We start from the raw sequence: 23,830 nt of genomic DNA, 5'->3' as shown, positions 1-23,830 counted from the left end.
ATGCTTGCTAAAACTTTTAAAGTTGCAAAAGAAGACTATGAAATTAGTGCAGATGTTCTATTGGAAAATAAAGATTTATTAGTCTCCTTGACTGGAAGAGATATTCCTCATCTTGGTGGAGTGGTGACATTTGATTTCAAGTCAAAAAAGATAAGTAAAACATTTTTTGAAAGTCATGATGGAAGAAAGCACAAGGATATTTTCCTAGCAGAGCAGTTTGCTGAAAAAATCAAAGATCATTTAAATGGCAATTTATTATCAAGCTGGTGAGTTAAGTTTTATGATTCACGATTATCAACATGCAGAGAATATGGCAGGTAATGTTGGTGGCAGTGATTCAGCTGTAGCTTTTGTTAAGCAAGTGAATGCTCTTGATAATTATGACGATAAGACTGATGGCTTGTATGCTTTTAATATTATTAATTCTGGCAACTTAAAAGCACTTAAATTGTTTCATGATTATTGTTGGAAAATAGCTGTTTTAATTTTGAATATACAAAGTGTAGTTGATGTAAATAAAGTAGCAATTGGTGGTGGCATTAGCGCACAGCCAAAGTTGATTAACGGAATTAATCAAGCTTATGATGAATTAACTAAACGTAAAAATCCTATGATAGGTGCAACGTTGGTTAAACCAAAAATTGTAAAAGCACATTTTCAAAATGGTGCTAATTTATTTGGAGCATTAGATAATTTGTTGTTGCAAATCAATCATGAAAATAAATATGCTTTAAATTAAAAAGATGGCAGTGAGTAAGCATGCTAAATGTTTTTTTGAATATCATCAGTGATTTCGATGTTGATGTATGTAGCCTATATTGTTCAGACTAAATCTAAATGATATTGATTATTTATTTTTCACCTTTAAACTTTTCTGGATGAGAACTTACAGTTTGCCTTACTTCTTCAAGCGTCCATCCAACTTTCACTTTGCCAGATTGATCATAAGGACGATAGGATTTTTTATCCTGTTGTCTTTTTTTGGCTCTTGAAAGTTATAGTGCTGATAAAAACTGCTTTATTGTGTTGCTTGGATTTTTTCGATAGTAAATTCCATAGTATGCCTTTTGTTTAATATTTAATGGTTTAACAATGTATGGTTTGGCCGCTGGTGCCATTCCTTTGGGAATGCACATTAAGTAATTATGGTATAGAGCTGTTGCAAAGAATGATGAATTATACACGCCGAAACTTTTTATATTGATTTTTGGATTGCGTTTAAGAATATTGCCGATTTTATCTCCCATAGCTGATATGCCAGTTTTTTCAATGGCCACAGTGTAATTGCTTAGATCTTTAAGTGTAATGCTGGATTTGCACGACAATGGGTGAGAAGGTGGCATTGCAATGTAAATAGGTTCTTCTCGTAATTTTAGAAAATTAAAGGAATGATCCAAATACTTGGTGATTTTATAGTATTCAATGATATCGATCTGGTTATCAACGTTTTTTATATTTTTTACTTCTTGAAAATTGATATTAAAATCCCTTAATTTTGAATTATTTTTTTGAAGCACGGTGTTAATTAAAATAGGTTTTTCAAGATAGATTGTCCCAATGGTTAGTGTATGTGAGTAATCATGCATTGTTTTTATTATTTCTGATTCTTTTTCAATTATCCCTTTAGCTAGTGGCTGTAATGCTTTACCAGCATCGGTTAGATTTACTCCACGTGAAGTTCTTTCAAATAATTTGATTCCAAGTTTTTGTTCTAACTTGTTAATATGCTGAATTATTGCTGATTTAGTAATAAAGTCGTTTCTGGCAGTTTCGGAAAAATTTTTAGTATTGCATACATCTAAGAAAATCTTGTACTCATGAATATTCATTAGTTTTTGTCCTTTAGTTAAGTTACATTATGTAGAGTTAAGCAAATACTTAACTCTGGGATAAAATAATAGATCACACTTATGATTTAAATCTATTATACTAGCAAGTGAAAGCGATAACAAATTAGTGAATAGAAAAGAGATCTAATTATGGCAATTGTAAATAATGACTTTCACGAAATTCTAACTGGTAGACATTCAGTACGCAGATTTGATCCAAGCGTAAAGATCAGTCGTGATGAAATGAAAGAAATGCTGGAAGAAACAATTACAGCTCCATCTGCATGTAACTTGCAGGCTTGGAAGTTTGTCGTAGTTGATACTGATGAAGGAAGAGAAAAATTACATAAGTACTTTATGAAGTTCAACTTCCCACAAGTAGATAAAAGCTCAGCCGTCGTTCTATTCTTCGGCAATACTTTAGCTTATAAGAAATACAGTCAATTATGGCACAGCATGTATGAAGCTAAGAAAGTAACCAAAGAAGCAATGGAAGCAGCTTTGAATACCTTTATGCCACTTTATGAAAAAGCAGATCAGCAAATGCTTGTAGCTGACTCAATGGTTGATACATCATTAGCAGCAATGCAATTTATGTTAATTGCACGTGAACACGGTTATGACACAAATGCGATGGCTGGCTATGATGCAACAAAAGCAGCATTAACTATGGGGCTTGATCCAAAACAATATATCCCTGTAATGGCTATTGCAATTGGCAAGCATGATCCTAATGCCGAGGATGAAATCACTACTAGCAGATATCCATTATCTGAATTAGTAGATTTTGAATAATCAATAAGAGGCAACCATAATGAAAGATTTTAACGGAAAAGTAGCGTTTATTACAGGTGCAGCCCATGGCTTTGGAAAAGCTATTGCAACAAAAGCAGCTAGTCTTGGAATGAAATTAACTTTGGTTGATCAAGATAAAGAAGCATTATCTAAAGTTGCTGACGAGTTAAGTAAATCAACAGAAGTATTAAAGATAGTAGCAGATGTTACTGAAGAGAAAAACGTTGATAATGCTGTAGATGAAGCAATGAAGAAATATAATGAAATTGATCTTCTAGTAAATGATGCTGGTGTTGCAGTTCCTGGTCCTATCTGGAAATTACCAACGCGAGATTGGGAATGGATTCTCCATGCTGATCTTATGAGCCAAGTTTACGCATTAAAGAAAGTAATTCCTATTATGATGAAGCAGGAAAATGGTGGAGATATTCTTAATGTTGCTTCTGCTGCCGGCTTATTAACTGCTCCTGGTATGCCGGCTTACTATGCAACCAAATTTGCTGTCGTAGGAATGACCGAAGCTGTAGCATATGATTTGCAAGCTTATAAACAAGATAAGATTCATATGCATGTATTTACACCTGCTTTTGTACAAACTCATCTAATGCATTCAGAAGAATACAGACCTAAGAAGTATACTGATAAGACTGATCCATATTATCAAAGTAAAACCTTTAAGATGGGGCAAGAAATGGCTAAGAAAGACTTAACTACTGGTTTACCTATTAAAGGTGTTGCAGACACTATCTTTAAAGGATTAGAAGAAAACAAATTCTATATCTTAACTCATAAAGGTATTGCACCATTAGTAGTTAAGCGCGCTAAAGATGCAGTTGAAGGTAAGGCACCAAACTTAGTTGATTTAATGAAATATCCAGATAAGACGCATACAGATACATCTTTAGACTAGAGTTTGTTTAAATCTTAAAAAGTCTTCAAGTTATTGTAAAAATGCGGATAGTTGCCTTTTTACTAGTTTTAGCTATTATTTCAAATCGTTAACCTTTACAACCGCTTTTGAAACATCCTTTAATTTACCAGAAGTGAATTGTTCGACTTCACCTAAAGATAATTCATGAGAGATTAATGGTAAAACGTCAACTTTGTGAGCTTCAAGTAAATCAATGGCATCTTCAAAGCAATATGGATTAATAAATGAGCCTTGAATCGTTAATTGCTTTTGATAGATTTCATAAGAATTAATCTTAAATTGTGACTTAGGGTTGGCTACACCAAACATTAAGACTTGTGCACCGCGACGAGTTGCGGCAATTGCTTCTTCTTGGGTAACAGGATTACCAACAGCTTCTACTACAATGTCATAAGTATTGTTAGGAATCTTGTCTCCTTGTGCAGTGTTAAAAGTAGTGACGCCAAAATGATCATGATTGAGCTTTAATTTTTCTTCAGAAATACCAGCTAAATCAACTTGATGAACGCCCATTGCCTTTAAGGTTTGAACAAATAATTCGCCCATAAAGCCGTCACCGATGACTAATGCTTTTTGATAGGGATGCAATTTTAATAGATTTACACCGTGCATAGCACAAGAAAGTGGTTCGGTTACTGCAGCGGCTTTAAGCGCAAGATTATCTGAAATAGGGTAGACACTTTTGCAGGGGCTGTGAAGTATTCCGCAAAACCGCCATCACGGGTAACGCCTACGGCAGAAAGGTTTTCACAAAGCTCTGGACGAGAGGTGCGACAGTAGTAACATTGACCACAATAAATATTAGGATCGACTGTTACTCGGTCTCCTGGTTTTACATTGGTGACATTTTTACCAATGGCTTTGACAATGCCAGAGTTTTCATGGCCTAAAATAATAGGTGGATTTGCTTGAGCAGACCCTGGCAAACCATTATATAGTTCACGGTCAGTGCCACAAATACCCGCATAAGCCGTATGAATTAAACCTCATCATCTTTTGCCTGTGGGGTAGGAAATTCTTTTTCTTCTAATTTTTTAGTTGCTGTTAAAACTAATGCTTGCATAATTTTTCCTCGATTCTTTATAAATAGGATAACCCATTTAGAGGTAAATGTACCTTCATAGATGAAAATTATGAATTATTTAAGCTTGACTAAATAAAAGCAGAATATATGTTTTTGTCATTTGAAAACTAATATAATAGAAGAAAAATGAAATGAGGTAGCATTATAATGAAAAAAATCGGTAAATTAGGCTTAGGGGCGGCTGTAGTTAGTCTTTTTGCTTTATTAGTCGGAAAGAAATTAAATGATCAAGTAGATAAAGCTGATGCCGAAGATCGTGGTGTCAGTAAAATAGATTAGTAAAAATCTGGATGGAAGCGTACCATTCAGATTTTTTTGTTTGATTGTTAGAAAAATAAATGCATCTCACTTTGTAAGCGCAGACAGTAACAATTATAATAACGATAGTTACTTAATTAAACATAACAACAGAGTATATACAAAGGAGAGAAAAATAATGGAGTATCATAAGATCAATCAAGATGATTTAAAAGTTTTAAGTTCTTATATTTCTGATCCTGCACGTTTTATTACTAATCCAGCAACTCACTGGGACTATGATCAATTCAATACTGTTCGTGCTATGCCAGATTTGGTCATTCAACCAGTTACTAATGAAGAAGTACAAAAAGTTGTTAAATATGCTAGTGATCATAATATTCCAATTGTTCCAAGAGGCAATTCAACTGGCTGGATGGGTGCTAACTTAACAGTTGAAGGTGGCATCTCACTAGATATGATTAAAATGAATAAGCTGCTTGAATACGATCCAACTTCTTTAACGATGACTGTACAAGCAGGGATGCGGCTAATTGATATTGAAAAATTCTTAGCTGATAAGCCATTCTCATATATGCCAGCACCAGTTATGCACTGGGCTTCAATTGGTGGGAACGTTGATACAGACGCCGGCGGATTAAAAGCTGTTAAATATGGCGTTACTCGTGAACATATTCGTCAATTAAAGGTAGTTTTAACTGATGGTAAATTATATAAGTTTGGTGCAAAAGCTGTTAAGTCCTCATCTGGTTACTCACTCAAAGATTTGATTATTGGCTCAGAAGGTACATTAGTCGTTGTTACTGAAGTAACAATGCGGCTTTACCCAACACCAAGAAAGTCAATTAATGCTTTGACCCAACTCTGGATGATGCTATTAAATCAGTACCAGCTATTTTAGATTCAGGCGTGGTACCAACTACCGTAGAGTTTATGGGTAGAAAAGTAATTAATCTCTGGGAGAAGTACTATAATCAAAAATTCCCAGTTGATGAAGGAAATGGCTTCATTTTGCTTGGCTTTGATGCTTTTACCGATGGTGAAGTACAAGCAGAATTGAAACAAGCTGTTGCTACAACGAAGTAATTCAAGTCAGCAACGCCAATCGTACTTGACGCTGACTCAGAAGAAGCTAAAACTATTTGGAAATGTCGTGAAGATTTACTTTTAGCTATTCAAAAATTAACTCCTAAGATGGATGAAGTTGATATTTGTGTACCAATCAATCATATTCCAGATGTTTTGCATAGAGTTGATGAGCTTGAAAAGGAAACTGGAATGAGAATTCCTAACTTTGGTCACGCTGGCGACGGTAATTTACACATTTACCTTTGCTCAGACAATATGAGTGATGCAGAATACAAGGAAAAGAGTGACAAAGTGATTACTGAACTCTACAAGACTGCTAAGGCACTTGATGGTAATATGTCTGGTGAACATGGTATTGGCTATGCTAGAAAAGATTGGTTCGAATGGTACTATGGTGAAGATTACACTAACTTATTAAGAAAGATTAAGAAGGTCTTTGATCCTAACTCCGTTTTGAATCCAGATAAGATTTTCCCATTAAAAGATAATGCTAAGTTGACAAATCTAACTTATGTAAACGAATTAGTAATGAGTTAGAAAAATAATCTAAAAGGACAAAAAAAGATGATCATTTTCCTGTTTGGAAAAAGATCATCTTTTTATTTTAGGCTTCTTTTGTTAATTCGTAGATTGCTTCTGCATAAATAGCGATTGAATCAATCAAGTCGTCCACCTTCATATATTCGTTAGCTTGGTGCATAACCATTGGTGCATCTTCGGGTTGAGCACCGAAGGCTACACCATGCTTGAATAATCGACCATAAGTACCGCCACCGATAACTACTTCATGACCTGGCTTGCCAGTTTGATGTTCATAAACTTTAAGCAAAGTCTTAACTAATGGATCATGGCCTGGAACGTAGTGAGGTTCTTCGAATGAATTAAATGAGGCAGTTAAGATATCACTGAATTTTTCTTCCACTTGCTTAACCATCTTATCTGGATCAGTGCCTTGTGGGTAACGGATATTGTCCTTTAAAATAGCATCACCATCAGCTTGATATTCAAAGATACTTGGAGCACTTGAAAGATCACCCATTAAGTCATCATGGTGGGCAACGCCAAGCTTTTCACCCTTAAAGTCTTCATGTTCAACATTAGCTAAAAAGTTAAGGTAGTTTTTGTCACGACCAGCAAAATCAAATTGATTGAGAAACTTACCTAAGAAGGTGGCAGCGTTGCGACCAACTTGAGGAGCAGAGGCGTGAGCACCTTGACCTGTAAGCTCGATTTTAGCTTCATCACCATTAATTTCGAAGTTTCCTTCTAAGTCGTTATCAGCTAAAAACTTAGTGAATTGTTCTTTAATGTTTGCCAAATCAGCGCCGCTAATAGTAGCGTAGGCTTTTTGTGGAGTGACGTTTTCAGCAATACCAGCTGTAAACTTCTCAAGTTTAACTGATCCAGTTTGGGCATCGTCTTTAAAGTTAAGGATTAAAGTGTAAATACCTTGCTCACCGTTAATGATTGGGTATTCTGCATCAGGAGAGAATACTTGGTCTGGAGTAGGTTCGTGCTTTAAGTAGTAGTCAATACCAACCCAGTTGGTTTCTTCATTAGTACCAACGATGAAGTCGATCTTCTTTTTAGGAGTAAAGCCAGCTTCTTTTAATAAAAGCATACCGTAGTATGCAGCAAGAGCAGGACCTTTATCATCTGCAGAACCACGACCGATAATCTTTCCATCCTTAATCAACATCTTGAATGGGTCAGTATTCCAACCATCACCTGCAGGAACTACATCCATGTGACCAATGATGCCAAGACGTTTTTCACCATCACCATAGTCGACGCGGCCAGCATAGTTGTCAACGTTCTTAATGTGAAAGCCATCTCTTTTAGCAAATGATAAAAATTTCTTCATAGCCTTAACTGGGCCAGGACCAACAGGATATTCTGCAGAAGTGTTGTCTAAATCTTCAGAAGAATCAATCGAAATCAATTCATCTAAATCACGCAAAATATCATCTTTTTTAGCAGCAGCTAGTTTCTTGTAGTCTAAATTCATATATTTCTCTCCCTTAATTAAATTGATTAATAATATTTTATCAGAAATGTTTGATTCTTACTAAAAATAAGATACAAATAAATTTGTTTTTCAAAACAAAGATAGACTATCATGAATGTACAGTTGATCTTGAAATATCACCGGAAGTAAAAAAATGAGGTAAAGAGCAACCATGCATCGAAAAAAATTCTTCTTATATAGTTTGATAGGACTCTGCGCTTTTTTGCTATTTTTATTCATTATACCTTTAAGCGATAGGATGGATAGTGGACTTACAGATTCACCCAAGCAGCTTAAAGATTACATGAAATTTCATCATATTAATGGTGTAATGCTAGTCAATGACAAAAAAGATAGAAGTCGACCTATCGTTGTTACAAATAAGGAAACTTCTAATAAAAGTCAAATAGTGAAGACAGATCAATTATTTCCAATTGCTTCGTTGCAAAAAATTATGACAGGTACAGCAATCTATCAATTGCAAAAGCAGAAGCAACTGGATTGGAATACGCCTTTATCAAAATATTTTCCTCAAGTTCCAGGTAGTAAAAGTATCACTATTCGCGAACTAATGAATCATACAAGTGGCTTAATTAACAATGCTCGTCCGTCAAAGCCTCTTAAGAATCAGCAGGAACAAATTGCGTATATGTTAAAGTACATCAAGTATGACCACATTCATACTTGGGATTATCAGGACGTTGATTATGAACTCTTAGCAACAATTATCAGCCGCTTAAGAAATACAACTTATAATAATTATGTTCAAAATAATTTTGCGGAGCCTCTTCGTCTTCGTAAAATTAAAGATTTTTCCGAAGTTTCTCAAAGTGAGGTCCCTCAGCCGATGGTCAATAATGTTAACTGGCATAAGGTGACTGTCACCACTTCTTCTGATTTTGGTGCCGGTAATTTATTCATGTCACCCAACGATTATTGGAAATTCGTATATGACCGTGTCCTAAAAAATCCTAAGATGATTAATAAATATGCTCACCAAGCTCAACATCAAGAAGTAGCTTACTTTGGCGGTGTATATTTTAAAGGAAATGTTATTCGCGCAGATGGCAGTATTCCTGGATATAATTGTTGTTTTGTTGCTAATTACAAAACTAAGCGCATGATCATGCTTTTTTCCAACAATATTAATTACTTCACTCTGAAAAGAGCGGCTGATCATATTCTCCATGATTATATGGGCGTAGGATTATTTTGATGAAAAATAAATTCTTGTTTTATTAAAGGAAAGCTTAAATTCCTTTCCTTTTTTAATTTATTTTTTGCACTTTTCATGGTATTTTAGTCTTAGTAAAAGTAGAAAGGAATTTCGAACATGACTGTTAAAAAATTAGAAAATAGCAGCGATGTAAATGTAGTGACTGAAGAAGTTAAAATTTTAACTAACTTGCTTAACGAATCTACAGAACAATTAATTGGTAAAGAACTTTTTACTAAGATTCAAAACCTGATTAAAATTTCTGCAAATAAAAATTATCAAGAACTCGAAGATCAAATTGCGAGCTTAGACAATCGTGAAATGATCGTGGTTGCTCGTTATTTTGCTACATTGCCACTTTTGATTAACATCTCAGAAGATGTGGAATTAGCCAGCAAAGTCAATGTGTTGAACAATACCAACCAAGACTATTTAGGCAAATTAAACGATACCATTGATATTGTTGCTCAAAAAAAGAATGCCAAAGAAATCTTGGAAAAGGTGAGTGTAGTTCCTGTTTTAACTGCACACCCAACTCAGGTTCAAAGAAAGACTGTACTTGAATTAACAGATAAGATCCACAAGCTTTTGCGTAATTATCGTGAAGTTAAGAACGGCATTATTAACCGCGAAGAATGGACAGAAGAATTACGTGCTTGCATTGAAATTTTAATGCAGACAGATATTATTCGTGGTCATAAATTAAAGGTTTCTAACGAAATCACCAATGCCTTGACCTACTATCCTAAGTCTTTAATTCCGGCAATCACTAAGTTCACTGCTCGCTACAAGGAATTAGCTAAAAAGCATGGCTTAGATATTCCGGATGCTACACCTATTACGATGGGGATGTGGATCGGTGGAGACCGTGACGGTAATCCATACGTTACTGCAGATACTTTGAAATTAAGTGCAACACTTCAAGGCCAAGTTATCTTTGAATATTACATTAAACAAATCAATCAACTTTATCGTTCGATTTCTTTATCCACTTCTTATATGAAACCTTCAACAGAAGTGATGCATTTATCCGAATTATCAAATGACGATTCACCATTCAGAACTAATGAACCATATAGACGCGCGTTCTATTACATTGAGAGTCGTTTAGTTCGTAGTGAACAAAAATTGCTAAATATCACTAACCAACATAGTTTCCTTAAAGAACGTGATGTTGAACATTTAGATCAGATTCCTGCTTATGAAAATGCGCAAGAATTTAAGGCGGACCTAGAGATTATTAAGCGGTCATTAGAAGAAAATCGCGATCAAGCAGTAGTTAAGAGTTACTTTACCGAAATTTTAGAAGCAATTGATGTTTTTGGCTTCCATTTAGCTACAATTGATATGCGACAAGATTCTAGCGTTAATGAAGCATGTGTAGCCGAATTGCTTAAGAGTGCAGAAATTTGTGATCATTACAGCGATTTAAGCGAAAAAGAAAAGGTAAGTCTTTTACTTAATGAATTAAACAATGATCCACGTAACTTACATGCAAATAACAAACCTAAATCAGAGTTATTGCAAAAAGAATTAAAGATTTACAAAACCGCTCGTGATCTTAAGGATCGCTTAGGCGAAGATGTAATTAAGCAACACATTATATCTCATACTGAGAGTGTTTCAGATATGTTAGAACAAGCAATCATGCTCAAAGAATATGATTTGCTTGATAATCAAAGTGCTCGAGTTCAAGTGGTACCTTTATTTGAAACAGTCGAAGACTTGAATAATGCACGTGACATTATTAAGGAATATTTGAACCTCGATATCGTTAAGAAGTGGCTCGTTTCTCAACATAACTATCAAGAAGTTATGTTAGGCTATTCAGATTCTAATAAAGATGGCGGTTACTTAGCCTCATGCTGGAACCTTTACAAAGCACAAAAAGACTTAACTGCTATTGGTGAAGAATTAGGTATCAAGATCACTTATATGCATGGTCGTGGCGGTACTGTTGGCCGTGGTGGTGGTCCTTCTTATGAAGCAATCACCGCACAACCATTTAATTCAATCAATGACCGCATTAGAATGACTGAACAAGGGGAAATCATTCAAAACAAGTATGGCAACAAGGATGCTGCTTACTACAATTTGGAAATGCTTGTTTCAGCTACTGTTGATCGAATCGCTTCAAAGCAAATTGTTAGTGAAGAATATATTGCAGATTTCCGTTCATCAATGGATGAAATCGTCACAGAAAGTAATGAGATTTATAAGAAATTAGTCTTTGAAAATCCAAACTTCTTAGATTACTTCTTACAAGCAACCCCAATTAAAGAAATTTCTAACTTGAATATCGGTTCACGTCCAGCTTCAAGAAAGAAGCTTTCCGACTTCTCTAGTTTGAGAGCTATTCCTTGGGTATTCTCTTGGTCACAAAGCCGGGTAATGTTCCCAGCTTGGTATGGTGTAGGTTCTGCCTTTAAGCACTTTATTGATGCAGATAAGAACAATTTGCAAGAATTACAACACATGTACCAAGGTTGGCCATTCTTCCATGCTTTGCTTTCCAATGTAGACATGGTTTTATCAAAATCTAATATGGAAATTGCTAAACAGTATGCTGAACTATGTCAGGATGAAAAGACTAAGTCAGTCTTTGACATTATTTATCAAGAATGGAAATTAACTAAGCAGATTATTCTTCAAATTGAAGGTCACGATGATTTGCTTAGTGATGCACCAAACTTGAAGAACAGTTTAGCAGCTAGAATGCCATACTTTAATATTTTGAACTATATTCAATTAGAAATGATTAAACGTGATCGTGAAGACGAAATCCAAGGCGTCTTCCAAAGCATCATTCCAATTACTATTAACGGTGTGGCTTCTGGTCTTCGCAATTCGGGATAAAAAATATTTTATATATACAAAAATGGTTGAGCATCTTAGTGCTCAACCATTTTTTCTTTCTTCGAATATAATTCTTGTCCCCAATCAAATAATTGATTCATCGTCATGGCTAAATCTTTTCCAAGTGACGTCAAATGATAGGTAACAGATGGTGGAACCTGATGATCATCATGTCGAGTAATCAATCCATCAGCTTCTAATTCACGCAAACTATTTGACAGTGTCTGATTTTGCGCAAGTAGAAACAAGTATCATATTAAATTTGCTTCTGATACAATTACAGGTATTTTCTACAGTTAAGGGATGCAATTTGCTAGGAAAATTTTATTTTAATACTAATACCGAGGAAAGCGAAAAATTAAAGTTTAGAGAAGTTCACGCTGAAAGCCATGATCAAGGAATTAGTCAAAAAAAGCGAGGGGATAACTTGCTAAAACAAATCCAGAAATTTTGGCAAGATAAAGAAATCACGCTACTTGATCGAACTCAAGAAAACTCATCAGCAATAAAGACTATATCTGATTTCTTTGAACAAAACTATCCACTAAAAATCACTTCTAGCCAAAAAAGCAGCCATTATAATTTAGTATTAATTCATGATCTAGATTATTATGCAAAAGAAGATAATAAAGATAAAACAGATGCTTACTACAGCAGTCAAACTGAAGTTGTTCAAAGCATGACCGTTGAAGGAGTAATGCATAAAAGTGGAACGGTAGTAAAAAGTGCACTAGTCAATGCAGTTAAAGAATTGACTATAAAAGCTATTTTAGAGTCAGAAGATTTTTCACCCTTAAATACCGAAATAAATTTAGATGATTTTATTTTTTATAAATATTATCCTGAAAGTAATCAAACTTTAGAATTTACTAGTCATGAGACTAATTTCAAAATTCAACCAATTACTTCTAATTATGACGATCCTTTTTTCTACCTTAAGTCAAGTAATATCAATAATTTAATAGATTATTTTATTAGAATTATTGGTACGAATGAAGCTAATTAAGTTAGAAAACTAAATTTATTAATAATTATATGTAACACAAATAAGCCTATGAGTACTTGTAGTTTTTTCATAGGTTGTTATACTGAAGTTGATCATTTGATTTCAACTAAAGTCTTTGGTTATGTGTGGCTACGTTGTAATCATATAATTGATCATGTTTGATAAGAGCAAACATTGTACGTATCAGTTTATGAACTGATGCAATGGCGATTTTCTTATAGCCCCGGCTATTTGAAGATCGTTTTTTCTTATCATAATAATCAGTGATATGACAAGGCTGAGTAGCTTTGACAGTTTCCATTTGAGTAATTGTTCGATAAAGAATCTTTCTAGCTAAGTGATTGCCATGTTTGGTTATTCCTAAATGACTGTCCTTTTCACCTGATTGATAGCGGCCTGGATCAATGCCAACAAAGGCATCAATTTGGGCTGAAGTATCAAACCGTCTTAAATCACCTAATTCGGCTACCAACCTAACAGCAGTAGTTTTGGCAATGCCAGGAATACTCTCATAGATATTCAAAGACCGTGCATTTGCTTGCATAGCAAGCTTTTCCATATAATTGATCACATTATCTCTTTCGGCACTTAGAGAAAGCAAATTGGCAATATTACGCTGAATTGCTCGAATAGTAATACTGCTTTCATTGTCATATGGATAAGCTTGTCTGGCTAAGGCATAGAGCCTAGTTGTTAAATAATGAGCTCTTTGTCTGCCAATTCCTGAAATGGCCAACAAACTTTGAAAGATCTGGTTTTCATTGTGATTTAAAACATATTGGGCATGCGGGAATAAGCTGACAATCGTCCAATAAACTCTGCCAGATGAAGTTGAAAGGATGCTCTCTATCTGAGGAAAAGTAGACTGCAAATTACGATGGAGCTGATTTTTATTGATTATCAGGGCTTGAGTAAGCTCTTCGTAATAACGACTCGCATTTTGCAGTTCATGATATTCCTTAGGTTGAGGAGCACGCAATTTTTGTGGCGCATTGAATTGAATTAAAGCTAACCGATAAGCATCAACTTTATCGGTTTTATTATGCCTTAGATTATTGTCCATCAGCTTCTTAGCCTTTAAGGGATTAAGCTTTAAATACTTGATATGATAATCTTCTAAAAAAGCCTGTAAACTCAATGAATAAACTCCCGTAGCTTCAAAAACTACTAAAGGCGTGATCAAGTATTGATTTAAACGATCCAATAGATCTTGATAGCCAAAGGAATCATTAGTAATCTTAAAGGTTTCACCTTGCTTAATTCGATCAATTACTACACAAACTGTAGACGATTTACTGCTAACATCAATGCCAAAGATAATATTTTGTTTCATCATTCTAACCTCCAAGTGAAGACAAACAGTTTTATCAACCTATTAATTCTCATTTTCTGAACTCGGCATCAAGTGCCCACAGACTTCGAAGAGACTTATAAATAGGCGGTAAAGCAGTCCGTTTTCTTTGCGACGTTACACGTCCAAAAGAACCAAGACTTTATTTGCTTTATCTTCACTTTCTATTTTAGACAAAATAAAAAGTGCCAGATCATGAATCCGTCGATTCATAATCCAACACTAGGTTAGTATGTTTTCTTAAATGATTTACTTATTAAACGGAATGATCGACTAACAACAGATGTTGAATATATTCTTTTGGATAAGCAAAGTGAAAATTATTATGCCGTAAGTAAAACGACATTAAAGCCATTACCGGCACCATCTTTGTATGGAGCAGCAACTAATCAAAAGGGGACTTTAGCATATCGTGGTAAAGATGCTAGAAATAAATATTTAGCTGGCTTGATTAACTTAAACTACTTTTATCAACATGATCAGTTGTTCTATAATGTTTAAACAATAAAAATCTATCTCAATTATTAAATGTGCAACAACTTTTGCAATCAATGGATGTCGTCTGGGTAAGGTTCAAGAATTTGACCGTTCTGCCATTTCCGATTAAACTGATGAACGAATATATTAGAAAAAATCAAAATAACGAAAAGAGATAGATTTTGAATTTAATAATTAGACCAGTAACCCAGGATGATTTGGACGCGATAGTTGCCATTGAATCTGATGCTTTTAACATGGGTAAGGATATGACTAGAAAAGACATGATCGGTAGAATTGCGAATTATCCTGATACTTTTCTAGTAGCGGAAATTGATCATCAAGTAGTTGGGCATGTCTTTGGACCAGCGTTTAATCACCGGTATATCAGGGATGAACTCTATTTTAAAAATCATCCTAATCGTAAGGATGATCAATACCAAACTGTTTTAAGCTTAGCAGTGAGTCCTAAGTTTCGAAAGCAGGGAATAGCAACTAAATTATTAGATGAATTATCTAACGTAGCTAAAAAGCAAAATAGGGTAGCTGTTACTTTAACTTGTTTGCCAAAGCTATTTTCATTTTATGAAAAACGTGGCTTTGTAAATGAAGGTAAAACTAATGAAGATATTCCAGATCCAAAAGATGTAAGTAGTTATAACATAGTAAAAGAGCTATAGAAAAAAGGATTTTCCTTCAAATGGGAAAATCCTTTTCATAATTTTTGATTAACTTTTTGAACTTGAGATTTAACTTTTTTATAGATAATCAGCCAAATGATTACATACCCAATAATATAGATAACAGTAAACACTAATAATGGGGTTACCATAATTGGTATCCAATTGTTGATTAAGTAAAAGAATAGATAGTCAACATAAACCACAATCGCATCAATTAACGTTGCAACTCCTAGAGGAATTTTTTCGACTTTAAAAATAGCTCCAATTCCGCCCGCAATAAAAGCCATTACTAAACATGATAGTATATTGATATTCACTTCTGTCATTGGCCGACTAGTTACATTTTCAGTTAATTGATAACCATAATAAATGATCACTAAAATAAGTGGACCAAATCCTGCCGCAACTAATCCTCGTAAAGTAAAATCCTTGATGAATCGTTTCATATTAATCAAGCTCCTTTCTAATTTTAGAAAAGCAACGTCTGGAAACATAATCCGATAATCCGTTTTTCATAATCACATTTACTCCTGCTGATTTAGTTTCCTCAAATTGCTTAATCTGATAGCGATTAGCAATGCTAGACTTATTAATTCGCCAAAAATGGTTGGGTAATTCATTAATTAACTGATATATTCTCTTTTTCAAACGAAATTTTTTATTATCAGTGCAAATTGCCCAGGTCTTATTATTAATAATGGTAATTAAGGTGATCTTATCCATTGAAAGAATAATTTGATCTTTGTCATCATAAGCTGCAATTTGATTGGAATCACCATTAGTAAGCACAAAATGTTTTAAGTCATTGGTAAAACTGTTTTCCTGATGTACCTGTGCTTTCACAATTTCATCTTTGTCTGGATTGATTAATAATTTGAACCTCATTTTTCCGCTCCTTTCATTTTGAATTATATGAAATTTCTTCAATAAAAACTGGCTTTTAGAACTATTCGGTAAAAAATCAAATTAATCGGTCATAGGCATAAATAATGTGTTTAAATTCTATATCAGATATAATTGTTAATAAAGAAGTGACAATTTTATATAGAAAAAGGTGATTATATGATGAAATGTAAATTAGGCTGGATCTGTGCGGGTATCGGTGCCGTAAGTGCAATGGTAGCAAGTTCTATCTATTTCTACAAAAAGGATAAAGAAAAGCGTGAAGCTGAAAAGAATTTTAACACTCACACTTTATTTTTAGAAAATACTCCTAATAATGCCAAAGATGAATTAATGAAATCCGAATTAGCAGAAGACGACCAAGTTAAATCACAAGAATCTGAATTTCCACGGGTTTCTCTTGATGACGACAAGAAAAATTTATTTGAAGACTAATGAAAAAAGGCAAGACAATGAAATATTTGTCTTGCCTTTTTAACAGGTTTAGATTATTTATGACTTTAGTTAGTGATTACTAATTGATAATTCTTCAAAAATGATTCGAAACTGTCAAATAGTTTGTGTAAATAGATCTTTCTCGTAAATTGATTTTTTAATTTTTTCTTAGTCAAAGTAGGATTCCAATGTATCCTACACTTGGCCGAAGCCTTTATGGATTCGGTTGAAGTAGCGATCATTGTAGCTTATTGCCTGAATGCCAATGAAAGTATCAAGCGACTGCTCGCTTGGAAACTCTGCTTTGGGCTTTGCCTTGCGTTTAACGACATTGTTAAAGGATTCAATCATGTTGGTGGAATAGATTGAGGGTCTGATCTGTTTGGGATAGTTGTAAAAGACCAATAGATCAGGCTCAATGTCTTTTAGATTCCTAATGACATGATTGTATGCCTTGTTCCATTTGTCATAGAATGCATGAAGAGTTTGTACAGCGGCTGTCTTGTTAGGCTGCCTATGAATCTGCTTGAAATCGTTCATTATTGTCTCACGATCGTCAACACGCACTTTATTGCAAATATTGCGCATGACATGAACCAGGCAGCGCTGAAAATGTGCTTTGGGATAAGTCTTTGCCAGAGCTGTTTTCATGCCGACAACACCGTCAGACAAGAAAAGCTCGACTTGCTTCAAACCCCGCGATCTCATGTTTTGAAGCATTTCAGTCCAAACTTCGACGTTTTCGCTGGGTGCTATGCAGTAGTCGATTACTTCTTTATGGCCATTGGGCCTGATGCCGATGGCAATATAGACGGCTTCACGCTCAAACGTTTCTCGGCACAGCGGAAGATACGTTGCGTCAAGATAAACGCAAAAGAACCTGTCGCTAAGCTTGCGTTTGTGATAGGCTTCAACCTTTGGAATCATTTGCTTTGAAATATTTGATACCTGAGCCGGACTGTAATGGCTGCCGTACATCTTTTCAATCAGATCGGCTATTTCTCTGGTAGTGACGCCTTTGGCATAAAGCTTGATAATCATGCTTTCCAGGACGTCCGAGTGCTGCTTGTAGTCAGGCAGAGTGTGCTGATGAAATTCGCCGTTTCTGTCTCTGGGAACCTGAATTTCGATCTGGCCAAACTGCGTATCAACCTTGCGATAATAGATGCCGTTTCTGGAATTGCCAGAGTTCCATCCGCTTTTTGCATAAGGATCATAGCCTAAAAAGGCAGTCAATTCAGCTTCAAGCAATTGATTAACTGCAGTTTGAATTTCCTTGCGCAAAAAATCATTAACTTTGTCTTGATTGAATAGTGCTTGAGCCATATTTTTGGTAAAATCATTCATGAAGGAGTTCTTCTTTCTGTATGTTGTTTTTTTGTTCAATCCAATCATACGAGAAAGGAACTCCTTTTTCTAATGTTTTCAGAAATTAATTTAAGGAATCATTCATCCTTACACAAACTATTTTACGGTCTCAATGATTCATTAAACTGCTCAGGCAGCTTATATTTTTGTCCAAACATATCGATCATTGCATGAAAATTTTGATAATTACGTAAAGTAAAGTCAGTCAAATTTTCTTCAATGATCTTTTTTGCTTTCTCATATGGAGGAATATCTTGCCAACCTAGGCAAGTAAATAATCTGCGTGAATATTGATCGACCACAAATTCGCCTTTACGTAAACCATACATCAAGATCACATCCGCAGTTTCAGGTCCAATTCCTTTAATGGTCAGAATTTCTTTGCGCAATTTCTTTTTATTCTGCTCCTGAGCTACTTCAAGATCATAATTAAAATTATCTTTGAAGTATTGAGCAATATTTTTGAGGGTCTGAGCCTTACGAGTATAAGAACCAGCTGAGGCAATCGTTTGTTGCAATTCCTCATCGCTCATTTTCAAAATATTCGCAGGTAGAAAATTAGTTGCTTTATATAAAATTTTCAATGCTTTATCAACATTTTTCCAATTAGTATTTTGAATTAAAACTGTCGACCAAATCACCTCCCAATCAGAGCGGCCAGGCCACCAACCATTTGGATCAAGATGGTAATACATGATGTCATAAAGCCGATTTAAAGTGATTTCTTTCATGGTAAACCTCATCTTATTAGCTAATTTGACTACTTCTATTGTATTGCAAATTTAAGAAAAGTGGTTAAAATATGAAGTAAACTACATGAAGTATACTTCATGTTTTAGAAAGGAGTAATTGAAATTCCTAATCTAGTTAAACAATACCGTAAAGAAAAAAAGATGACGCAAAGAGAAGTTGCTGAAAAAGTTCGCGTGACGGAACGAACAATCATTTCAGTTGAAAAAGGGAAGTATAAGCCATCTATTGTTTTAGCTTATAAGCTAGCTAAACTTTTTGGGACAGATATTGAAACCTTATTTTGCTTAGAGGAGTTTGTTGAAAATGAAGAAGAATGATAAAAAGAGAAAACTTAAATATGCTATAAGTACAGTGTTTTTCTTAATAGTAACTATTTTAGACGTGTTTGATTTATACAATGATATTTTTAATGGACGTGGTCACACCATCAAAGATTTAATTTGGTTAGTCATTTTGATTTTGGCTACCTGCGGTAATTATTATTTAATGAAAGACGTTGGTACAATTGATGATGACGATGAGCGTGATGCTTACGTTGAAATGAAAACTAATTCGATGATGTTCAATATCCTTAATTGGATCATAATTATTGCTAGTATAGTTTTTTCAGTTTGGGGAGTTATCCTATATTCAAGAAACGGAAATGAAGCTTTGGCGTTTACTTTAATTATTATTGGCGCAGTTTTATCAGCAATTTGGATATTAACGATTATTATTAATTTTATTGTATGGGCGGTTAATTATCATAAGAATTAAGGAGAAAAATAATGAAAATTGGGTTTATCGGTACTGGTGTAATGGGCACCGGCATTATTAATAATTTGCTAAAGAATGATTATGACGTAACAGTTTACAACAGAACTAAGGCACATGCACAACCTGTTTTAGATAATGGAGCTAAGTGGGCAGACAGTCCTGCAGAATTAACTAAAATGGTTGATATTTTATTCACGATGGTAGGCTTTCCACAAGATGTTGAAAATATTTACTTTGGAGAAAACGGGATCTTCGAGACTGCTAAAGCTGGACAGTTTATTATTGATATGACTACTAGCAAACCTAGCTTAGTCCAAAAGATTGGCCAAACAGGTGAGGCAAAAGATATTCATATCCTTGATGCACCTGTTTCTGGTGGTGATATTGGTGCCAAAAATGGTACATTAACTGTCATGATTGGTGGACACAAAGAAGACCTTGACCACTTACGGGATATCTTCATGACCTTTTCAAGCAAATTGAATTACTTCGGTCCCTACGGCAGCGGTCAACATGCTAAAATGGCTAACCAAATCATGATCGCAGGAACTATGACTGGGATGACAGAAATGTTGGTTTATGCCAAAGCTGCTGGGCTTAATTTAGAACAAGTTTGTCAAACACTTCAATCAGGAGCCGCAGAAAACTTTAGTCTAGGTTCTTATGGTCCTAGAATTCTTAAGGGTGATTACACGCCTGGCTTTTTTGTAAAACACTTTTTAAAAGACTTGCGGATTGCTCTTGAAGAAGCCGAAAAGATGAACCTAGATTTACCTGCAACTAAGGAAGCTAAGCGTTTATATGAGATTTTAGTAGATGATAAAAAATTAGGTAATGATGGAACACAGGCTTTGATTAAATTGTGGTGGAAATAATGTCTTTTAGAACACCTCTGGCAGATAAAATGCGCCCGCAAACTTTAGATGAAGTAGTTGGTCAACAGGAGTTGCTTGGTGAAGATAAACCATTGCGCCGCATTATAGAACAAAAAGTAAATATTTCTCTAATTTTATGGGGACCACCTGGAACTGGAAAATCTAGCTTAGCTCAAATCATAGCCAAGCAATTTGATTATCCTTTAGCCAAGTTCAATGCTTCAATTGATAATAAGGGAAAGCTGGATCAATTTATCAAAACTTATCCTTATCAGCCTTTCGTCTTGCTCATAGATGAGATTCATCGGATGACTAAGAATTTACAAGACTTTCTTTTACCGTATTTGGAAAATGGTCATATTTTACTGGTCGGTGCAACAACTGAGAACCCAATTATGTCTATAGTTCCAGCGGTCCGTTCTCGTTGTCAGATTTTTGAATTTAAAGCATTAAATGATCAAAATATTGAAATAGTATTAAAACGGGCCGCAACAGAAGTTCTTAAACTGAAAAAAGAAGAAATTGAATCAGATGCATTAAAATTGATTGCTATTGCGGCAGATGGTGACTTACGCGTTGCTTTAAATATATTAGAGACAGTTCACGCAATCAATCCCGAAGAATTAACTATTCAAGGTGTTAAAAATTTTGCTAAAGGGCAGAATTTTAGTTATGACAAAAAAGCAACTAAGCATTACGATTACTTAGCTGCCTATTCAGATTCTATGGCTGGTTCAGATACAGATGCAGCACTTTATTACTTAGCAGTTTTATTAAAAAACGGGGATTTGCCATCTGTTGTCCGTCGGTTAAGAGAAATTCCATATACTTATATTGGTTTAGCCAATCCGCAACAGGTTACCCAAATAGTCACGGCTGCTAATCAAGCTGAGAAGGTGGGAATGCCTAAAGCCAAATATCCTTTGATGTTTGCCACGATGTTGATGTGTATTTCTCCAAAATCCGGCTCTTTTGATGAAATTTGGGATAGGTTAGATAAAGACACTGAACATCCTAGTCAACATCCCATGCCTCGCGGCTTACGTGACATGCATTATAAGCATTCTGAAGAAATTACTGGTGGTGGCTTAATTAAAAATCCGTTTGCTCAGCTTCATCAGATTGCTCGACAGAATTACATGCCTAAAGGGTTAGAAGGAAAGAGATATTACTATCCTAAAGATAATGCCAATGAAAAAAGACTAGGCGAGCAGTATTTAAAATTGCATCGATACATCTATGATGAAGATTATAAGAACAAATAATATTTAAAATTATGTAAACTAACTTTCAGTAAGCTTGATAAAATTGATTCCTTTAGCTAAAATAATTTTAGTTAAATTATAGGAGTTGAAAGTAATGACAGCTAACGAAAAAATTATTGCTTTAGTAAAACCAGAATACTTGAAGAAGATTCCAGCAATTTTTCGCAAGCATGCAACTAATAATACTTGCAAATTAATTGCTAGAGAACATCCAGATTTATACGCCGCTTTTGAAAAAGATCCTAGTGATGAACAAAAGCAAGAAATGACCAAACTTGTTAATGGCATTTTCGAAGAAAGAATGAAAAAGCATAGCATGCTTTAAAAAGAAAGAAACTACAGGCTTGCAAGATGTAAGTACTGTAGTTTTTTGTTTGCTAAAATTTTGAACATTGATCATACTAAAATAAGAATTACTAATTCAAAAAGGCAGGTAAAACTATGAATCGAGTGACAGCAATCTTAGGCACTAAATATCCAATTATTCAAGGAGCAATGCAATATGTTGCAAATGGCAAATTGGCAGCTGCTGTGTCTGAAGCAGGCGGATTGGGAGTAGTCGCTGCTGGTGGGATATCCAGTGAACAATTGATTACAGAAATTAATATAGTTAGAAAACTTACACAAAAACAATTCGCAGTTAACTTAAACTTACAATATAAGAACGTACCCGAACTAGTTAAAACAGTAATTGAACAAGGTATCAAAATTATCACTACTGGAGCAGGTACACCCAAATATTACATGGACGATCTTAAAAAAGCTGGTATTAAGGTAATTCCTGTTGTTCCTAACCTAAAAATTGCACAGAAAATGGAAAAACTTGGTGTTGATGCTGTAATTGCAGAAGGAATGGAAGCAGGAGCTCATATTGGTCAAAACTCTTCCCTTGTTCTTTGGCCACAAATTGTTCAAAATTTATCAATTCCAGTAATTGCCGCTGGTGGGATCGCAACTAGAGCTGGCGTTAAAGCCGCATTTGATCTGGGCTGTGAAGGAGTGCAATCCGGAACTGTTTTTTCAGTTTGTTCTGAAAGTCCGGTAAGTGATCAATGGCGTGAAGCTATTTATCAAAATAATAATGAACCGGCAACCTTGGCTTTAGGAATGCCTGCTATTCGTGTCTTGAATACTGCACGTGCTCAAGAAATAACCCAAAAGAATTTATCACAAGCTGAATTAATGAACAATCTAAATCAAGACTTCATGACTGCTTTTAAAGATAAGAATGTAGAAAATGGAGTTATCTTTGCTGGAGAAGATGTCAACTTAATTCATCAAAAACAATCTGCTCAACAAATCATTAATGAACTAGCTCAAGGACTTGAAAAATAATCATGATCAATCAGTATAGTAATACTTTTATCAGCAAAAAGATGTCATACTGCTTAAGGCATAACCCAGCCAAATATGGGCTCAAACTTGATGAATATGGTTTTGTTGATCTGCAAGACTTTAATGAACCACATGCATCATTTTCAACCTAAACTGAACGAAATGAAGATCCGTGAGATTATTCATTCCAGCAACAAGAAACGTTTTGAAATTAAGAATGGAAGAATTTGTGCGTTATATGGGCATTCTGTTCCTGGAATTATCAAAAGAAGAGAAGCTGTTCCACCTAAGATTTTGTATCACGGCACTGCACATAGATTTTTACCAAGTATTCAAAAAGAGGGACTATTGCCAATGGGCAGGCAATATGTTCACCTCTCTGCAGATATTCCCATGGCCGAATCAGTTGGCAAAAGAAGGGATGATAATCCCGCTATCTTACAAGTTAATGCTAGTCCAGCTTATAAGGATGGCATTCAATTTTATATTGGCAATGAAGAAGTCTGGCTATGCGATCATGTACCAGTCAAATATTTAAAACAGATTAAGTAGGTGTT

25 protein-coding genes and 3 pseudogenes are annotated in these 23,830 nt (G+C 34.8%); 19 read left to right on the top strand and 9 right to left on the bottom strand.

Going from position 1 to position 23,830, the window contains the following annotated elements; translation table 11 throughout:
- The gene (locus AADV52_RS02930) at positions 1-270 is read left to right on the top strand and encodes a hypothetical protein (protein WP_014918772.1); all 270 of its coding nucleotides are present in this window, start codon (positions 1-3) and stop codon (positions 268-270) included.
- On the top strand, positions 245-739 hold the full coding sequence (locus tag AADV52_RS02925; protein WP_014918771.1) for an ROK family protein: 495 nt from the start codon (positions 245-247) through the stop codon (positions 737-739). Before AADV52_RS02930 ends, AADV52_RS02925 begins: the two co-directional genes overlap by 26 nt.
- 256 nt (positions 740-995) lie before the next feature.
- Here the strand turns inward: AADV52_RS02925 and AADV52_RS02920 are convergent, their stop codons facing one another.
- Positions 996-1,829 (bottom strand): LysR family transcriptional regulator, encoded by an 834-nt coding sequence (locus tag AADV52_RS02920; RefSeq protein WP_014918770.1) that lies wholly within the window; start codon positions 1,827-1,829, stop codon positions 996-998.
- Between the two features lie 150 nt (positions 1,830-1,979).
- On the opposite strand from AADV52_RS02920, the gene AADV52_RS02915 reads away from it, so the two are divergent.
- Positions 1,980-2,624: a nitroreductase family protein gene (locus AADV52_RS02915; protein ID WP_014918769.1), complete on the top strand. Its 645-nt coding sequence runs from the start codon at positions 1,980-1,982 to the stop codon at positions 2,622-2,624.
- A 19-nt stretch (positions 2,625-2,643) separates the two neighbouring features.
- Positions 2,644-3,534 (top strand): SDR family NAD(P)-dependent oxidoreductase, encoded by an 891-nt coding sequence (locus tag AADV52_RS02910; protein WP_014918768.1) that lies wholly within the window; start codon positions 2,644-2,646, stop codon positions 3,532-3,534.
- A 75-nt stretch (positions 3,535-3,609) separates the two neighbouring features.
- Here AADV52_RS02910 and AADV52_RS02905 read toward each other — a convergent pair.
- A pseudogene (locus AADV52_RS02905) lies at positions 3,610-4,618 on the bottom strand (zinc-dependent alcohol dehydrogenase family protein).
- A 168-nt stretch (positions 4,619-4,786) separates the two neighbouring features.
- On the opposite strand from AADV52_RS02905, the gene AADV52_RS02900 reads away from it, so the two are divergent.
- Positions 4,787-4,918 carry a hypothetical protein gene (locus AADV52_RS02900; RefSeq protein WP_014563559.1) on the top strand — a complete coding sequence of 44 codons (132 nt, stop codon included), beginning with the start codon at positions 4,787-4,789 and terminating at the stop codon, positions 4,916-4,918.
- Between the two features lie 157 nt (positions 4,919-5,075).
- Positions 5,076-6,523, top strand: a pseudogene (locus tag AADV52_RS02895) (FAD-binding oxidoreductase).
- 67 nt (positions 6,524-6,590) lie between these two features.
- Here the strand turns inward: AADV52_RS02895 and pepV are convergent.
- The gene (gene pepV, locus AADV52_RS02890) at positions 6,591-7,994 is read right to left on the bottom strand and encodes a dipeptidase PepV (protein WP_014918766.1); all 1,404 of its coding nucleotides are present in this window, start codon (positions 7,992-7,994) and stop codon (positions 6,591-6,593) included.
- 172 nt (positions 7,995-8,166) lie between these two features.
- On the opposite strand from pepV, the gene AADV52_RS02885 reads away from it, so the two are divergent.
- Both AADV52_RS02885 and ppc read left to right on the top strand, forming a co-directional pair.
- Positions 8,167-9,210: a serine hydrolase domain-containing protein gene (locus tag AADV52_RS02885; protein ID WP_041808710.1), complete on the top strand. Its 1,044-nt coding sequence runs from the start codon at positions 8,167-8,169 to the stop codon at positions 9,208-9,210.
- A 117-nt stretch (positions 9,211-9,327) separates the two neighbouring features.
- Positions 9,328-12,066, top strand: coding sequence for a phosphoenolpyruvate carboxylase (ppc, locus tag AADV52_RS02880; RefSeq protein ID WP_014918764.1), 2,739 nt, complete (start codon positions 9,328-9,330; stop codon positions 12,064-12,066).
- Between the two features lie 35 nt (positions 12,067-12,101).
- Here ppc and AADV52_RS02875 read toward each other — a convergent pair whose 3' ends face one another.
- Positions 12,102-12,275: a winged helix-turn-helix transcriptional regulator gene (locus tag AADV52_RS02875; protein WP_003626363.1), complete on the bottom strand. Its 174-nt coding sequence runs from the start codon at positions 12,273-12,275 to the stop codon at positions 12,102-12,104.
- 101 nt (positions 12,276-12,376) lie between these two features.
- On the opposite strand from AADV52_RS02875, the gene AADV52_RS02870 reads away from it, so the two are divergent.
- Positions 12,377-13,072, top strand: a complete 696-nt coding sequence (locus AADV52_RS02870) for a hypothetical protein (RefSeq protein ID WP_014918763.1) — start codon at positions 12,377-12,379, stop codon at positions 13,070-13,072.
- Between the two features lie 106 nt (positions 13,073-13,178).
- Here the strand turns inward: AADV52_RS02870 and AADV52_RS02865 are convergent, their stop codons facing one another.
- Positions 13,179-14,408, bottom strand: a complete 1,230-nt coding sequence (locus AADV52_RS02865; RefSeq protein WP_126096183.1) for an IS110-like element ISLhe4 family transposase — start codon at positions 14,406-14,408, stop codon at positions 13,179-13,181.
- Positions 14,409-14,723: 315 nt separating this feature from the next.
- Between AADV52_RS02865 and AADV52_RS02860 the strand changes: the two genes are divergently transcribed.
- Together AADV52_RS02860 and AADV52_RS02855 are read left to right on the top strand one after the other, a co-directional pair.
- A complete protein-coding gene (locus AADV52_RS02860; RefSeq protein WP_014918761.1) occupies positions 14,724-14,924 on the top strand; it encodes a hypothetical protein in 201 nt (66 codons plus the stop codon).
- A gap of 158 nt (positions 14,925-15,082) precedes the next feature.
- Entirely contained in the window at positions 15,083-15,580 is a 498-nt protein-coding gene (locus AADV52_RS02855; RefSeq protein WP_014918760.1) for a GNAT family N-acetyltransferase, read from the top strand.
- Positions 15,581-15,615: 35 nt separating this feature from the next.
- On the opposite strand, the gene AADV52_RS02850 is transcribed toward AADV52_RS02855, so the two are convergent.
- Both AADV52_RS02850 and AADV52_RS02845 read right to left on the bottom strand, forming a co-directional pair.
- Entirely contained in the window at positions 15,616-16,029 is a 414-nt protein-coding gene (locus tag AADV52_RS02850) for a DUF3021 domain-containing protein (protein ID WP_014918759.1), read from the bottom strand.
- A gap of 1 nt (position 16,030) precedes the next feature.
- Positions 16,031-16,468 (bottom strand): LytTR family DNA-binding domain-containing protein, encoded by a 438-nt coding sequence (locus AADV52_RS02845; RefSeq protein WP_014918758.1) that lies wholly within the window; start codon positions 16,466-16,468, stop codon positions 16,031-16,033.
- Positions 16,469-16,645: 177 nt separating this feature from the next.
- Here AADV52_RS02845 and AADV52_RS02840 point away from each other — a divergent pair, with 177 nt between their 5' ends.
- Entirely contained in the window at positions 16,646-16,921 is a 276-nt protein-coding gene (locus tag AADV52_RS02840; protein ID WP_003628700.1) for a hypothetical protein, read from the top strand.
- Positions 16,922-17,116: 195 nt separating this feature from the next.
- Here the strand turns inward: AADV52_RS02840 and AADV52_RS02835 are convergent, their stop codons facing one another.
- Both AADV52_RS02835 and AADV52_RS02830 read right to left on the bottom strand, forming a co-directional pair.
- Positions 17,117-18,268, bottom strand: coding sequence for an IS256 family transposase (locus AADV52_RS02835; RefSeq protein WP_126096182.1), 1,152 nt, complete (start codon positions 18,266-18,268; stop codon positions 17,117-17,119).
- Positions 18,269-18,390: 122 nt separating this feature from the next.
- Positions 18,391-19,020: an endonuclease III domain-containing protein gene (locus AADV52_RS02830; RefSeq protein ID WP_014918756.1), complete on the bottom strand. Its 630-nt coding sequence runs from the start codon at positions 19,018-19,020 to the stop codon at positions 18,391-18,393.
- A 162-nt stretch (positions 19,021-19,182) separates the two neighbouring features.
- Here AADV52_RS02830 and AADV52_RS02825 point away from each other — a divergent pair, with 162 nt between their 5' ends.
- The 7 genes and pseudogenes from AADV52_RS02825 to AADV52_RS02795 all read left to right on the top strand — a co-directional run bounded on the left by AADV52_RS02825 (position 19,183) and on the right by AADV52_RS02795 (position 23,825).
- Positions 19,183-19,359 (top strand): helix-turn-helix transcriptional regulator, encoded by a 177-nt coding sequence (locus AADV52_RS02825; RefSeq protein WP_014563549.1) that lies wholly within the window; start codon positions 19,183-19,185, stop codon positions 19,357-19,359.
- Positions 19,346-19,798 (top strand): hypothetical protein, encoded by a 453-nt coding sequence (locus AADV52_RS02820; protein ID WP_014918755.1) that lies wholly within the window; start codon positions 19,346-19,348, stop codon positions 19,796-19,798. Before AADV52_RS02825 ends, AADV52_RS02820 begins: the two co-directional genes overlap by 14 nt.
- 11 nt (positions 19,799-19,809) lie before the next feature.
- Complete coding sequence (locus AADV52_RS02815; protein ID WP_014918754.1) at positions 19,810-20,673, top strand: NAD(P)-dependent oxidoreductase; 864 nt, start codon at positions 19,810-19,812, stop codon at positions 20,671-20,673.
- Positions 20,673-21,938 (top strand): replication-associated recombination protein A, encoded by a 1,266-nt coding sequence (locus AADV52_RS02810; RefSeq protein ID WP_014918753.1) that lies wholly within the window; start codon positions 20,673-20,675, stop codon positions 21,936-21,938. The genes AADV52_RS02815 and AADV52_RS02810 overlap by 1 nt, the downstream gene beginning before the upstream one ends.
- Before the next feature lie 94 nt (positions 21,939-22,032).
- Positions 22,033-22,263, top strand: a complete 231-nt coding sequence (locus AADV52_RS02805) for a hypothetical protein (RefSeq protein ID WP_014918752.1) — start codon at positions 22,033-22,035, stop codon at positions 22,261-22,263.
- 116 nt (positions 22,264-22,379) lie between these two features.
- Positions 22,380-23,273 (top strand): NAD(P)H-dependent flavin oxidoreductase, encoded by an 894-nt coding sequence (locus tag AADV52_RS02800; RefSeq protein WP_014918751.1) that lies wholly within the window; start codon positions 22,380-22,382, stop codon positions 23,271-23,273.
- Between the two features lie 2 nt (positions 23,274-23,275).
- Positions 23,276-23,825, top strand: a pseudogene (locus AADV52_RS02795) (RNA 2'-phosphotransferase).
- The last annotated feature ends 5 nt before the right edge of the window (positions 23,826-23,830 follow it).

The organism is Lactobacillus helveticus, assembly GCF_046109915.1.
GTDB lineage: Bacteria > Bacillota > Bacilli > Lactobacillales > Lactobacillaceae > Lactobacillus > Lactobacillus helveticus.
This window is presented reverse-complemented; position numbering and strand designations above follow the sequence as displayed.